General features: G+C 64.3%; 12 protein-coding genes and 1 pseudogene. 7 read left to right on the forward strand and 6 right to left on the reverse strand.

What is annotated here, in order from left to right; translation table 11 throughout:
• Nucleotides 1-105 precede the first annotated feature (105 nt).
• A pseudogene (locus tag AB0M48_RS30000) lies at nt 106-399 on the forward strand (GMC oxidoreductase).
• A gap of 727 nt (nt 400-1,126) precedes the next feature.
• Here AB0M48_RS30000 and AB0M48_RS30005 read toward each other — a convergent pair.
• Together AB0M48_RS30005 and AB0M48_RS30010 are read right to left on the reverse strand one after the other, a co-directional pair.
• A complete protein-coding gene (locus tag AB0M48_RS30005) occupies nt 1,127-2,026 on the reverse strand; it encodes a hypothetical protein (protein WP_363848420.1) in 900 nt (299 codons plus the stop codon).
• A 41-nt stretch (nt 2,027-2,067) separates the two neighbouring features.
• Nucleotides 2,068-2,724 carry a hypothetical protein gene (locus AB0M48_RS30010; protein ID WP_363848422.1) on the reverse strand — a complete coding sequence of 219 codons (657 nt, stop codon included), beginning with the start codon at nt 2,722-2,724 and terminating at the stop codon, nt 2,068-2,070.
• Between the two features lie 1,311 nt (nt 2,725-4,035).
• Here AB0M48_RS30010 and AB0M48_RS30015 point away from each other — a divergent pair.
• Complete coding sequence (locus AB0M48_RS30015; RefSeq protein WP_363848425.1) at nt 4,036-5,118, forward strand: putative glycoside hydrolase; 1,083 nt, start codon at nt 4,036-4,038, stop codon at nt 5,116-5,118.
• A gap of 510 nt (nt 5,119-5,628) precedes the next feature.
• On the opposite strand, the gene AB0M48_RS30020 is transcribed toward AB0M48_RS30015, so the two are convergent.
• Nucleotides 5,629-6,432, reverse strand: coding sequence for an IclR family transcriptional regulator (locus AB0M48_RS30020; protein ID WP_363848428.1), 804 nt, complete (start codon nt 6,430-6,432; stop codon nt 5,629-5,631).
• Nucleotides 6,433-6,611: 179 nt separating this feature from the next.
• Here AB0M48_RS30020 and AB0M48_RS30025 point away from each other — a divergent pair, with 179 nt between their 5' ends.
• From AB0M48_RS30025 to AB0M48_RS30045, 5 genes are all read left to right on the forward strand, one after another.
• Nucleotides 6,612-7,550 carry a sugar ABC transporter permease gene (locus tag AB0M48_RS30025; RefSeq protein WP_363848431.1) on the forward strand — a complete coding sequence of 313 codons (939 nt, stop codon included), beginning with the start codon at nt 6,612-6,614 and terminating at the stop codon, nt 7,548-7,550.
• Nucleotides 7,547-8,404, forward strand: a complete 858-nt coding sequence (locus tag AB0M48_RS30030; RefSeq protein WP_363848434.1) for a carbohydrate ABC transporter permease — start codon at nt 7,547-7,549, stop codon at nt 8,402-8,404. Before AB0M48_RS30025 ends, AB0M48_RS30030 begins: the two co-directional genes overlap by 4 nt.
• A gap of 32 nt (nt 8,405-8,436) precedes the next feature.
• Nucleotides 8,437-9,723 (forward strand): extracellular solute-binding protein, encoded by a 1,287-nt coding sequence (locus tag AB0M48_RS30035; protein ID WP_363848437.1) that lies wholly within the window; start codon nt 8,437-8,439, stop codon nt 9,721-9,723.
• Between the two features lie 125 nt (nt 9,724-9,848).
• Nucleotides 9,849-10,727 (forward strand): SMP-30/gluconolactonase/LRE family protein, encoded by an 879-nt coding sequence (locus tag AB0M48_RS30040; RefSeq protein ID WP_363848440.1) that lies wholly within the window; start codon nt 9,849-9,851, stop codon nt 10,725-10,727.
• A gap of 102 nt (nt 10,728-10,829) precedes the next feature.
• Nucleotides 10,830-12,107, forward strand: a complete 1,278-nt coding sequence (locus tag AB0M48_RS30045; RefSeq protein ID WP_363848442.1) for a hypothetical protein — start codon at nt 10,830-10,832, stop codon at nt 12,105-12,107.
• A gap of 208 nt (nt 12,108-12,315) precedes the next feature.
• Here AB0M48_RS30045 and AB0M48_RS30050 read toward each other — a convergent pair whose 3' ends face one another.
• From AB0M48_RS30050 to AB0M48_RS30060, 3 genes are read right to left on the reverse strand one after another with little or no spacing between them, the layout of a single operon-like run.
• A complete protein-coding gene (locus AB0M48_RS30050; protein WP_363848445.1) occupies nt 12,316-12,777 on the reverse strand; it encodes a PfkB family carbohydrate kinase in 462 nt (153 codons plus the stop codon).
• On the reverse strand, nt 12,774-13,262 hold the full coding sequence (locus AB0M48_RS30055; protein WP_363848448.1) for a PfkB family carbohydrate kinase: 489 nt from the start codon (nt 13,260-13,262) through the stop codon (nt 12,774-12,776). Before AB0M48_RS30055 ends, AB0M48_RS30050 begins: the two co-directional genes overlap by 4 nt.
• Entirely contained in the window at nt 13,259-13,867 is a 609-nt protein-coding gene (locus AB0M48_RS30060) for a bifunctional 4-hydroxy-2-oxoglutarate aldolase/2-dehydro-3-deoxy-phosphogluconate aldolase (RefSeq protein ID WP_363848451.1), read from the reverse strand. The genes AB0M48_RS30055 and AB0M48_RS30060 overlap by 4 nt, the downstream gene beginning before the upstream one ends.
• Nucleotides 13,868-13,869 lie beyond the last annotated feature (2 nt).

Consider the following 13,869-nt stretch of genomic DNA (forward strand, 5'->3'; position numbering starts at 1 on the left):
TCCCGCCATCGACCCGGCGATCTTCTCGGAAACCCGTGATCTCGACGCAATGGTTGCCTGTCTCGAAATGGTGAGAGGAATCGGTGCCCAGCAAGCGTTCGATGAGTGCGAGCGGAGGAGATCGCTCCTGGACGCGATGTCCGTGATCACTCATTGCTGCGCGCCTATGCCAAACGCGTCGCCGGCACGCCTCACCCCGCAGGTACCTGTCGAATGGGGAACGATCCCGACGCCGTGGTGTAGCCACAGCTGCGGGTACAAGGCGTGGAAGGTTTACGCGTCGCCGACGTGTCCATCATGCCCTCTGTGGCGAGTGGTAACACCAACGCTCCGGCAATCATGATCGGGGAGCGCGCAGCCCAATTACTTCTCAACGGTGATCTACACCAACGCCGCTGAACGCGAGTCGCAGCAGTGCACATACAGCTCAATCGGACCTTCGGCGTCATGGCCGAGACCAACGAGTTCGGCCTGCCAGGCGCTGACTTGGCGCACGGTCGCAAGCTCACCACCGAATGAGTCGCCGACGCCGTCCTTGGTGGACGGCTGGCGGGCCGCCGTCCGGGCACGGCTACCCTCGCCGACGACTACGGCCCATCATCGAGACGACTGGAAGACAACCGGTGCCTTGTCATCCGGTCGGCCGCGGTGGAGCTCCGCGACGGCTCGGCCGACCGGATGACTGCCTTTCGCTGCGGCGCTGAGCCTCGAGGGCAGCGGCTCGGCAAACACCGGCCCTGGTTCGCCATCCGGCAATTGAGCACTCACCTGATCCGCTAAACCACGCTCACGCGGGTAGAACGTCTATTCGGCCAGGCACCTGAAGGACTTGTCCTCTACGTCGACAAGCAGTGGAGACGCGTCTCGCGCCCTTCCACTCCGGCTTTCGCCATGCACCCGTGCAACGCACCCGCTGCGCCAGCGTTGCGCTCCAGGTCTTCCGCATCACCGCGGCCTAGCCTGACGACGTAAGAATGCGGCCGAGTTCAACTCCACGACTTCACCGAACACGCTCCCAGGCGCGGAACATCTCTGTTCAGAGTGGCGACAACGACCACACCGATCATCGCCCGTCGCGGCGTAGAACACGGCTCCGGCCTTGGTCAGCTCATTCTGAACTGATCGCTTAGCGGTTTTGCAGGCGCAGAAGCCGGTTGACGACCTTCAGATCCTCGAGATCCTTCGGCGCACCACGTTTCTTCTTGTAGTAGCCGATAGTCCGCAGACCGACGACCGGAACGCCCCCGACGAGGTGAGGTCCAGCGCCGAACTCACCCAGTCCCCGACCGTCAGCGATGATGTCCAGTTTGCCGATGCTGAGCTGGACGGTCCGATGATCGGCAGTGAGTGAAGGCATCCCGGGCGAGCCGTTGACCGCCAAACCGAAGTCGAAGTACCAGGCGTCCAGGTTCGCCACGACGATGTCCATGTCGTGCGGGTGGCGAAAGCGGACATTGTACTCCCGCGCCCAGTAGGACAGGGCGACACTGCCGGTGAACGCCCACTTGCCGTTGTTGGCTTCCTTGGCACGGAGAAACTGCACGAGCGACGGCACGCCGGTAAACGTCCATCGGCCGTCGTCCATCTCCAGCAGGCTCCTGACGTGATCCATGTCGCGGTGAAGATCGAGATGCGCGGCCGGCACGTCGTAGTGGGCGTTCGGCTTCAGATCGAACGCCACCCGCACGTGAGTGCCGGAAACCGGCCGATCGACGGTGCCCACGGCTCCATAAAAGGAGTCGTTGTGGTTGATGAGCACCACCCTCGTGCGAGGCTCCAGATCCGCGACGGTTCTTCCTGAATTCACCGGGGTGGTGACCATTTGGTCGGGCTGGGGCACGCTGGCTGCTTCCCTCGCGGTCAACACCACGTCGCTCATCTCGTCGGCGTGCTGAGCCAGTCCATAGTTGATCCATTCTTGGGCAATGAGGGCATCCTGCGAACCGAAGGTCCTATTGAAGTCGACGGCGAGTTGCGGTGCGGCTGCCAGCCGCCGGTCGAGCGCCGCATCGATGGCGTTGCCCAATTCCGCATCATAGGGTTGCATCGATAGCCTTCCTGGGTTTTTCAGCGTTCCGCCAAGCGTCGGACGATCATCCGTCCAAGCTGCGCAACGAGCTCATCGATGGAGTGCTGGACGAGGAGATCAGGCCTGGTTCGCGAAAGCTCCTCCAACACTGGTAACGCCAGCTCCAGCGCGACCGCTTCCGACACCACTGCCGGATCCTTCGCAGGCTCCGGCGAGATCTCAGCCGATCCACTGTTGAACTGAGAACCACCTCGAGCCGTCGCAAGTGAAATGCATTCAGTCACATCACGATCGAATTCAGCACTTGTAAGGTACTCAGCCCGCTGACGGCCCGTCATCTCGCGATCGATCCTGCGGAGGAGATCATTCACGAGCGTGATCAACTCTGTGATGACCGGATCGCGATGCCCTGTGGCGACACCGAGCTGTTCCCACATCTCGCAAGCGCGCCGTTCACAGTCCCGGTCAAGGTGGGCTCGGTAGTCGTCCTTCAGTTTCCGGAGTGGCTCGTCGAGCCATTCTCCAAGTTGCTCCTCGTACGTCGGCAAAGCATCTCCATCCACTGCGGCTCCCGTGGGCTGCTCCGATCGTGCCAGCGCCACACCAGTTATTTCAGCCGGAAAGGGCAGCCACACGTACACGGTTTCCTGCTCGATGCGCTTCTTACCCTTGCCAGGCAACTTTTGGAGCCGCACATCCGTATCCGCCGGACACTCACGTCAACGACCGAAGCTCGCGTCACGACCGAAAGCCGTTGCGGACAAGATCGATGAACTAGTTTTCTTGAGTTCGCCCTCAGCAACTCAAGGCCGTCGCGAAAAACGATTCACTTAGATTCGGCGACTCTGCGCCGAACGGCACGATGCGAGCGCCGAACACACAAGCGGCGAATGAAAGTGAGTTCATCACCTACCCAAGAGTAAAGGCCGGACGGGCAAACAGAAGAGTGACGATGAGCCGCCACAGCAGTTGATCACGAGGCGGCGCAGTCATGGCCACAACACCCTCACCGAGCGCTGTGGCGGATCCCGCCTTCCAAGTGCCCCTGCACGAGCGAGGAGGAGGTGCCGAGCCGCGGAGCTTGCGGGACTGGTCGGTCAATACGAGAACTCCCGCAGCAATTGGCCGTTTCACCCAGAACACACGTACAGCACAACCTGGACAGCACCACTCAACAGCGTCAGATGGCCTCTCACACCACAACAATGCGAAATTCACTCGCCTGATCAGATTTTCTGCTCCGGGCCGCCGAGATCGCTCGGAAAATGCCCCGCGCGCCCTCGCCGCTTTGGCCGAGCTGTGTTCGTCGCGGTCGTGTTGCAGAGCTCAGCTGAAGCACCTCGGTCGGGCACAACGCTGTCGCTGCTGGTTCCCACGCGAAGTCGGTACCCCGGTCGATGTCATGGCGACAGTCGTTCCAGTTGGCCGGATCAGCCATCGGCAACCTGCCGCCACCCACGTGGGTTCGCCAATGTGACACAGACGCACTGTCGATAGCCCGAAAAGGTGTCCCTCAGAGGCACGACTCGATCAGTTTCGCTGCATAGCGTGAGATCACTACAACTTCTGGTCGCTCGACGACCTACGGCCTGTTGGTCCAGCCCATCCTGGAGGTCGTCATGCCGTCCGAAGCACGAACACGGCCGCACGGACACGCGCCCACCATACTGGCGCTGATCACCATGGCCGGGGTCATAGCTGCCAGCCCGCCCGTGCCGTCCGAGTGGAACGACAAGGTGGACAGAGTCGCACCGACACGCGGACTTGGGGCCGAGATTCGGCTGGCCGCTCACGTGAGCACGAGCTCCCTAAACCGCCGCCGAGGAGACCGCGACCGCCGAGTAGGCCGCACGATCACTCTGCCAATCGTGGCCGGTGACGCGACTACGAGAACGCGACGCACGATGCCCACGCCCACCGCCGAACCTCCGGCGCGAGACTCGGTGACGTATCGCGGAGAAACTCCTACGGCACAGTCGTTCTGGTTGCACCTCAACAGCACTCCAGTGACCGACGCGCAGCTTGAGACGGAGGCCCGGCGCCGTACCTACATCGTGCTGAATGCTTGGGAGACCGCGTTCATCCCGAAGCTCAAGGCGGCCAATCCCAGCGTTCAGGTGTTCGTCTACAAGGATCTCTCCTCAACGCGCAGCTATGCGTGCCGCGACGGAGTGGACGACTCGCAATTGCCGGCCGGTATCGGATACTGCGCCACGAACAGGTCTCATCCGGAATGGTTCCTACGCAGCGCGAGCGGGCAACGGCTTGAGTACAGCGGCTACCCGGGACACTGGCAGATGGACATCGGCAACACCGCTTATCAGGACGCATGGGCCGAGAACGTGATCTCCGCTTCCAAGGCCTCGGGGTTCGACGGTGTGTTGATGGACAACGCGTTGTTCGCATGCGACGCCTATCATGAGGGCGTGTGCCCAGCGAAGTACCCGAGTGACGAGTCCTTTCAGAACGCCTATGAGGCGATGCTCGGCAACACCCGACCGAAGTTCGCCGCAGCGGGTCTCACAACCGTGGCCAACCTGGCGAACGCGCGGTTGTTCGCCGGGGCGTGGAACTCCTATACCGAGCACGTCGACGGCGGTTTTGATGAGTGGTGGCTGACCTTTAGCGACACGAACATGCTGCCCGAGTACAGCGAAGGGTGGAGCAGGCAACTCGCCGAGATCGCCGCCAACGAGGCGCGTGGCAAGATCACGTGGGTGCAGCCACACTTCACCAATGGCGCGCAACGACCGTTCCGCTTCGCGTTGGCGAGCTTTCTGATGGTGAACGGTGCGCACAGTGCCTTCGCGCCCATCCAGCACACCGACGATTACGGAGATCCATCGCCGCGCCGAATCGAGGAGAGCTGGCGGCTCGGCAGACCGTCCGGGGCGTACCGACCCATCGGCACAAATCTCTTCCGTCGTGACTTCGGCTGCGGTGCGGTGATCGTCAACGCCAACCCGACTACCTCGAAAGCCGTCACCATCCCGCTCGGCGACGCCACGTTTACGAATGAGAGAGGCCAGTCCGTGGGTTCAGTGTCGCTCGCGGGCACGTCGGGCTCGATTCTGCGGCGCTCCTGCTGATCCCTCCTTGACGCAGGAGTGTGTTGCAGCCTTGCGTCAGGGATTGTGCCCGTCGGGTGGGACTCAGGTTGCTTATGCAGTCCCGAGCGGTATCTCATCGCTGCTTGCGACATGTCGTGTCGTCCGTGCAGCAAACCCGCGGGCATGGGTGAGACGCGATCTGGTCACGTTCGCCCATCCAGACCGGTCGACATCAGCCGCAGCGATGTTGACCGCCAACCCGTCCGGTCGTGACAGGCAGCTACTGTCTCCCGGACCACCTCAGTGAGCGCGGTCGTCACAGGTTCGACAAGAGGTCGGTCACGCCCCGATGCTGTCCCGCGCTCCACCGCTTCCAGTTGATCCATGAACCGACATCGACACAAAAAGGCGCTTGCGGACGCCTGGCTCAGCCGCCGACCATCCCGTGCTCGACCTGGTCCAGCTGGGCTTCCACACCGAGTCCGCAGAAACCTCACGGCCGCGGGCTCGCGCTCCAACGCTGCGAGCTGCAACCGGAGATCCGCGTGCTTAGAGTGAGATGAACACGTCATCGCGGAGCGCGGGACTGTGCCCCAACGCCACCGAGATCTCATCGGCGGCCTCGATGATCAACAGCGCCAGGTCTTCGTGAGGAGCGCGCGGGTCCAGAGCAGACAGGGGACCGCTCATCGAGATCGCGGCGACGACCGCGCCGAGGTTGTCGCGGATCGGTGCGGCGATGCAGGCCCGACCGAAGGCGAGCTCCTCGACCTCGGAGGCATAGCCGCGGGCGCGGACTTGCTCGAGTTCGGCAGCCATCACCTGGCAGTCGGTGATGGTTCGGGGAGTCAGCTGAGGTAGCGGGGCTTGGAAGTACTCGCTGACCTGCTCGGCGGACATGGCGGAGAGCAGGGCTTTGCCGAGCGCCGTTGCGTGCAAGGGGGCGCTTCGGCCCGCCATCGAGAAGGACTTGGGAGCTCTGGGACCCTCGAAGTTGCACAGGTAGCGGAGGGTGAACTCGTCCAGTTCGGCGACATTGGCACCCAGACCCGACCGATGGGCCAGATTCTGAGCGACCTGCCGGGAGGCCCGGAACACGGGCGAGCTGTTCAGCGCGAGCGTGCCGAGAGAGATCGCGGCAGGCCCGACGTGATACAGGCCTGTTCGGGAGTCCTGGCGCACGAACCGCATGCGGTCGAGGGTGGACATCATCCGGGACACAGTCGACTGCCCGAGACCCGTCATCGCACACAGTTCCGAGACGCGTAAGGCGCCTTTGGCCTCACTGAAGCAAGCCAGCAGCGACATCGCCCGCTCCACCGCCTGGGTGCCGCCGCCGTTTTCCACTGCCACTCCGCCTCCTGGTGAACCTGATGCCGTGTGTGCGCACAGCAGAGCATATCTGATGACCGACCTCGTCGCATCCGTGAGCAGGTTTCAGTTGCATATAGTGGAAGTCCCATCTGAAATGTGATGCACTGCATGCCACAGCCGTCCTGTACCCCGAGGAACCGACTGCGGAAGGCCATGAGATGACCGAGATCCTGCAAGTTCGGAGCGACGGAGCCACGCCGCTGCGCCCACCCCCGCCGGAAGAACGGCCGAGGTTGGGTGTGCGGGACCGGACCTTCGGCTTCATGGTTGCCCTGCCCGCGTTGGCGCTGTTCCTGGCGGTCTCGATCTACCCGCTGCTCGCCAGCGTGGGAACGAGTCTCTTCGACCAGTCCCTGGTCCGGCCGGACCGGACCTTCGTCGGCTTGGACAACTACGGGACGGTGTGGCCGGAGTTTCTCGAGCGACTCGGGACCACGCTGGAGTTCTCCGCTCTCGCGACCGTGTTCCCGGTCCTCATCGGCGTCTCGGTCGCGATGCTGCTGAACGGCAAGCTTCGTGGCCGCAACACATTGCGCGGCTTGCTGATGCTGCCGTGGTTGTTGCCGGGTGTCGTCGTCTCGTTCCTGTGGGCGTGGATCTTCAACGACACTTATGGCGTCATCAACAACATCCTCGGACGGTTCGGTCTCGACGGCATCAGCGTGCTGGAATCGCCGGCCGGGGCGATGGCCGCGGTGGTGATCGCCAAGACGTGGCAATCGTTCCCCTGGATCATGGTTGTCGCTCTGGCTGCCCTGCAGACCCTGCCCCGTGAGCAACTCGAGGCCGCTGCCATCGACGGCGCGTCACGGTTGCAGCGTTTCATGCACGTTTCGTTGCCTCACCTCATCGGGCCGATCACCTTGGTGACGGTCCTGGAGTTCGTCTACAACTTCGGCACCTTCGACACGATCTTCGTCATGACCGGGGGCGGGCCCGGTGACGCCACGATGACCCTTGCCGTTGACCTTTATCAACTCGCGTTCGGCAGCTTCGAACTTGGCCAGGCCGCCGCATTGGGCGTGCTGTGGCTGGTGCTTCTTCTGGCCGTATCAGGTGGCTACCTCGTGCTGAACCGGAAGCTGGAGAACCGATGAAGAGTCGAACCGAGATCGGCGAGGCGATCTACAACCCCCCGCTGTCACTGCCCGGCAAGCTCGTGCTCTCGGTGTTCGCGCTGTTCGCCCTGTTACCGGTCTACTGGCTGACGGCCACCGCGTTCATGGAACGGGAGGACGTGTTCTCCGACGACCGCCCGCTCGTTCCACTGGATCCGACGCTGGGCAACCTGATCAGCTTCTTCAGCAGCGACGCTCTGCTCCGCAATCTGGTCAACAGCGTGGTCGTGTCGGCAGGCACTGCGGGTTTGTCCGTGCTGGTCGGCGGACTGATGGCGTTCTCGCTGTCGAAGTTCCGCTACCGCGGCCGCAACGCCATCATGATCATGCTGCTCATCGGGCAGCTGATCCCTGGCGCGCTGTTGCTGGTTTCGCTGTATCTGTTGCTCGATTCGATCGGCCTGCTCCACACCTACGCCGCGCTCATCCTCTCCTTCACCACGTTCACACTCCCGCTCACAGTGTTCCTGCTCAAGGGAATCATGGACAACCTGCCCGACGAGATCCTGGAAGCGGCGAAGATCGACGGGGCGAGCCGGCTGGCCACCATCTGGCGGATCGTCTTCCCGCTCGTCGTGCCCGGTCTGCTCTCCGCAGGCATGTTCGCCTTCATGCGCGGCTGGAGCGATCTCGTGTTCGCACTGGCCTTCGGCGGGCCGGACCGCCAGACCCTCCCCGCAGGCCTGACCCAGTCGTTCATCCGGGACGGCACGGGTGATTGGCCGGCGCTGATGGCCGCCTCACTCATCACTTCCTTGCCGCTCGCGCTCATCTTCATCGCGCTCCAGCGGTACTTCGTCTCCGGTCTCGCGGCCGGCTCGGTCAAGGGCTGATCCATTTAGCCCGAAGCACAAGGAGAAGTGTCATGAAATCCACCTTCAACCTGAGCAGGCGCTCGTTTCTGGGCGGCACGCTGGCCGCCGCGGGTGCCTTCGCCTTGACGGGCTGCGCGACTTCCGCAGGTCCGCAGAGTTCCGGCCGTAGCGCTGCAACCAGGACGTCGACGGTCAACTTCTACGGCAACTCCGTTGGGGACTCGGCGCAGAGCGCGGGCTGGAAGGAGTTCATCGCGGGCTGGGAGAAGTCTGCGAGCGCCACGGTCAAGGTCATCACCTATCCCTATGACCAAGCCTCCCACCAGCTCGCCTTGCTGGGCGCCAAGTTCCAAGGCGTGGCGGAGGCAGGACCATGGCAGGTACTCGCTCCCTTGGGGGTGCTGGCCGACCTCAACGAATTGGCAGCCGGCCTCGACATCCCCAAGGGTGCCCTCGACGCCTACCGGATCGACGGCAAACTCCTCGCCATCCCTCTCACCGCGTCAGGAATCGGCTTGGTAGCCAATGGCGACATCGCGGGCAGCGCCGGATTGCGCTCAGGCATGAGCACCGATGAGTTCGCCTCCGCCCTGGAGCGGATCAAACAGCAGGACTCCGCTCTGATTCCGTACGCCGCGGTCACAAAGAATCCCGATCTGAAGGACGCCGCGCACTGGATGTGGGGCTGGGGCAGCGAGGTCGTGACCCCGGACCTGAAGTGCACCATCGGCGACCGGGAGAGCGTCGAGGCGATCACCTGGTACAAGGGCTTGCAGGATGCGGGGCTGACCAAGGCAGGTGTCGCCCGAGCCGATGCGCGGATCCTGTTCGCCCAAGGCAAGACAGCGATGTACGACGACGCACCGCTGGCTTCCACGTTCGTCCGTGCGAACGGTGGCAGCGCGGATCTCGTCGCGAACATGACCGCGCTGACCCGGCCGTCGCACGCAGGCAAACCGTCGTTCAACCGGTTCTGGGGCAAGGGTCTCTGCGCGAGCGCGGGCGAGGGCGAACTGAGCAACATCGACTTCATCAAGTTCGCCCTCACCGACGTGAATGCCGCGAGGGCGCTGTTCACCAAGTCGTCGGTGTTGCCATCGGTGAAGTCCGTGGCCGATCAGATTCCTGAGCTGACGGCGAACAAGTTCCAGACCGACTTCTACTCGAACGTTGCCCAGCACACCCGCAGCGGCGCGTGGGACCGGCTCCCTGTGCTGCAGCAGATCGACACCACGATCGGTCAGGGTGTCGCCAACATCCTCGCCGGACAAAGCGATGTGCAGACGGGGCTCAACGACTTGCGCAAGCAGGTACAGGGCTTGCTCGACAAGCGGTGAACCCTCCAGCGGCAACCGGCGGTCATGGCGCTCCAGTCTGCCCGCTGGTTGGCACGGCCCTCTTGGGAGATAACAACAATGACACCACCACACCGGTTATCGTCATCGGTTGAAAGATCACGGCGGTGAGCCTCGACATCGGTGTCCTGACTCCACACCGCTACGCACACGGCGAATCCCCGCGCTGGGACCTTGCGGCCGGCCGGTTGCTGTGGGTCGACATGGCCGCAGGAAACCTCCACTGTGCGGTGCTGACCCAGAGCGGCCTGGTCAACCACGAGACGTTCCCCGTAGCGCGACGGATCGGCTGTCCGGCCCCGGTCGAGGGAGCGCCCGACCGCTGGATCGTCGCCGCTGCGGGCGGGTTCCGCGAGGTCACCGCAAGTGGCACGGTCGAGGTCATCGGCAACGATCCGGCACCCGCCTGGGCGTGGATGAACGACGGAGGGTGCGATCCCACCGGTCGGTTCTGGGCGGGTACCCAATGCGCGCCGCGCTCCCCCGCCTGCTGTCTCTACAGCCTGGAGGTCACCGGCGCGATCATCACCCGGCTGACCGGCGTCACCGTTTCGAACGGACTGTGCTTCAGTGAAGACGGCCGCACCATGTACTACATCGACACCCTGCCCCACCGCAGTATCGAGGCGTTCGACGTGTCCTCGAACGGCGAGCTGAGCGGTCGACGGGTCGTGAGCCAGGTCGACGGCGGCAACCCCGACGGCCTCGCCATCGACGTTGAGGGAAACCTGTGGGTCGCAGTCTGGGATGCCGCCCAGATCCGCAGGTACACCCCGACCGGACGTCTGTTGACCACGATCGATCTGCCGGCGTCCCGCCCCACTGCCGTCACGTTCGCCGGATCGCTGCTGATCATCACAACCGCGTCGGCCGGGCTCGTTGATCCCGGGCCGCTCGACGGCGCGCTGCTCTGTGTCGACGTCGATGTCGCAGGCCCGCCTGCGGCACCTTATCGAAGGTTATCGGATTCCGATTGTGTTGAGTGATTGTCGCATGCGCCATATGTATTTGTTTTTCGCACCAAATCTCACAGGAGGCGTTACATGGTTTCCCGGTCCCCAAGGCAGCACAGGCGGTCTCGTCTGATCTTGTTCACGATCGCTGCGGTGACGGCGGGCGCGTTGGCCCCCGCAACCGCCGCCGCACAACCACCTGTCGCTCCACCTGAGATTTCCTCGCTGTACAGCTCAACACCGACCTACGCCGATGAGTTCAACGACAGCACCGTCAACGCCAACGACTGGTACTACCGGATCACCGGCCCGTACCGCGGCGGCTACATGACGTCCAGTGCGGTCAGCGAGTCCGGGGGCGCCCTGCGCTTCAGCTACTCGAAGCGCGACGTCAACGGGGACGGTGTGCAGGACTTCGTCAGCGGAGGCGTCATCTCCCGCAAGTTGTTCGGCTACGGCTACTACGAGGTACGCGCCCGCCTGTACAGCGGTTCGGCACCGCTGCACACCTCGTTCTGGAGCATGGGTCTGCGAAGGAACATGACCGGGGCCGGCGGAGACACCAGGATCAACGACGACATCGATGCCTCGCAGTTGCCCGAGAACAACCAGCTGTTCGAGATCGACGGTTTCGAGCACAACTCGCCCGACAGGCTGGACCACGGCAACTACCCCCAGTCCGAAGGCACGATCATGAAGCGGAGCGGGTACAAGACCGGCGCGGAGCGCGAGGTCAATTACGCCGACTGGAACGTCTACGGCTACGAGTACACACCCCAGGAGATCAAGTTCTTCATCAACGGGGACCTGAGCTTCACGATCGACAACGTCGCGACCAATTACCAATACGCTCCGATGAACCACTGGCTGACCGCGCTGCCGTACGACCCCGTCGCAGGGACGACTGTGGCCGCCGGCTCGAGCGACTTCGACTACTTCCGGTTCTACTCCCGCCCGCTCAAGGGGACCAACCTGTTGGGCAATCCCAGCTTCGACGCACTGCCTAAGACCAACCCCGGCGCCTGGATCGTGCCCGGCTGGATCGAGTCCTACGACAAGCCCGCGAGCATGATCGCCACCGATGATGTCGTCGACGGGTCGCGCTCGTTGAAGCACAGCAGCACGTCGGCCTACACGGTCACGACCAAGCAGAACCTCACGTTCATCCCCAACGGCACCTACACGCTGACGGCCAAGGTCAAGAGTTCCGGTGGGCAGACGCAGGCGATGGCCCGCGTGATGGGATACGGCGGCGTTGAACGAACCGTGGCAATCCCGGCCACCAACACGTGGACCCAGGTCACCATCCCAAACGTCAACGTGACCAACGGTTCAGCCACGGTCGCCTTCACCTCCAATGCCGCGGCGAACCAATGGCTGCGGGTCGATCAGGCTTCCTTCGTCCTCAACTAGCGGTCCGCGAGGCGACGTCGGCCCATCGTGGCTGTCCGCCCAGGCAAGAGGCTCCGACCACGACTGGTGACTTTCGAAGTCATCAGTCGTGGTTGGACCTTCGGCGCCTGCTCGCGGGACGTGCGAGAAACGCCGAGCGCCCCGGGAAGTACCCGGCGCGGCCGGGCTTGACGAAAAGACCGCTTGAAAAGCTCTCTCGATGTGGCGGTCAGCGCAGGGTTGTGCCTGGTTCCAGGTCGAGGAGCCCGAGTTCCTCTCGCGTGGGCAGCCCCTCCCAGTCACCTCTGCAGGCCACGGCGAAGGCACCTGTGGTGACCGCGCGGTTCAGGCGGTCCGAGATGGGGAGGCCGTCGAGGACGGCCGAGAGGTAGCCCGCGACAAACGCATCGCCCGCCCCCACCGTGTCGACGACCGGGACGGAGATGGCGGGGCGCGCCATGCGGCCTGCGGCGCCGATGACCTCCGCACCGGCCGCGCCGCGTTTGATCACGATCTCGCGAACGCCCGCGGCGAGCAGGGCATCGACGCGCGCGTCTTCCGTAGTGGCCACTTCTGGGGCGACAAGAGCCAGTTCGTCGTCCGAGGCGATGAGTATGTCGACGTGACGGACTAGCGGACGCAGGGCCTGGGCCGCGGCGGCGCGGGTCCACAGAGCGGCGCGGTAGTTCACGTCGAAGCTGACGGCACACTACCCGCATCCGACGCGTTGGTGACGGCTGCCCGCACAGCACGAAGTGGTCCTTCACCCAATGCTGCGGTGATACCGGTGGCGTGCAGCACACGTGCGCCATCCGCGAGTGCGCGTTCGAGGTCAGGAGCATCCATTGTGGACCCGGCGGATCCAGTGCGGCGGTAGGTGACGCGAACGACGTCGGCGATGCGGGGTTCGAACACGATGAAACCGGTCGGTGCCGCACAGCGCGACACCTGCCGTATGTCGACGCCTTCGGCCTTGAGCGTGCGGGTGATCAACAGCCCGAACTCGTCAGGGCCGACGCGGCCGACGTAACGAGCCCGGTGGCCGAGGCGGGCGGCCCCGATCGCGACAGTGGCCTCGGCACCGGCGATCGACAGGCGCAGGTTGCCGCCGAGCCGCAGCGGCTGGTCCGCGCGGAAGGCGGCCATGGTCTCGCCGAAAGTGAGCAGATCGATCATGGCCGGGTCGCGAGGCCGTGGTACCGGGCGATCCGCTCGGTGCGACCGATCGGATCGCCGACGAGCGGGTCGCCGACACCGACTGCGATGGCGCCTGCGTCCAGGTAGGCACGCACGCTGTTCTCCTCGACACCGCCGACGGGCACGAACGCCACCTCGGGGTAGGGAGCGCGCAGAGCCCGCAGGTACTGGACACCGCCCAAGGAGGCGGGGAAGAGCTTGATCGCGGCGGCGCCCTCGGCGAGCGCGTTGTGGACCTCTGTGGGTGTAAGTGCACCCGCGAGCACGGGCAGCCCCAGGGAGCGGCTGTGTGCAATGGCCTCGTTGACGGCTGGGGTGACGGTGAACCGCGCGCCCGCTGCAGCGGCGCTGTCGGCGTCCGCGGTGGTGCGCACGGTGCCCGCACCGAGCACGACCTCGTCGCCCAGTTCCGAGCTCGCTCGTTCCAGCACGACTTCCGCGCCCGGGGTGGTGAGGGAGACCTCGATCAGCGAGACACCGCAGCGCACGAGGGTGCGCACCGTGTCGAGGGCGATGTCCGGGCCGGCCGCCCGTACGACGGCGAGCAGTCCGCGCGCAGCCAGCACGGACACCAAGTCGAGCACGC

It is taken from the genome of Lentzea sp. NPDC051208, assembly GCF_040682435.1.
GTDB classification, from domain to species: Bacteria; Actinomycetota; Actinomycetes; order Mycobacteriales; family Pseudonocardiaceae; genus Lentzea; species Lentzea kristufekii.

What these genes read in the sequence shown, in the direction of transcription:
- AB0M48_RS30025 (WP_363848431.1), top strand. Translation starts at nt 6,612, where the DNA reads ATGACCGAGATCCTGCAAGTTCGGAGCGACGGAGCCACGCCGCTGCGC.
- AB0M48_RS30030 (WP_363848434.1), top strand. Translation starts at nt 7,547, where the DNA reads ATGAAGAGTCGAACCGAGATCGGCGAGGCGATCTACAACCCCCCGCTG.
- AB0M48_RS30035 (WP_363848437.1), top strand. Translation starts at nt 8,437, where the DNA reads ATGAAATCCACCTTCAACCTGAGCAGGCGCTCGTTTCTGGGCGGCACG.
- AB0M48_RS30055 (WP_363848448.1), bottom strand. Translation starts at nt 13,262, where the DNA reads ATGATCGATCTGCTCACTTTCGGCGAGACCATGGCCGCCTTCCGCGCG.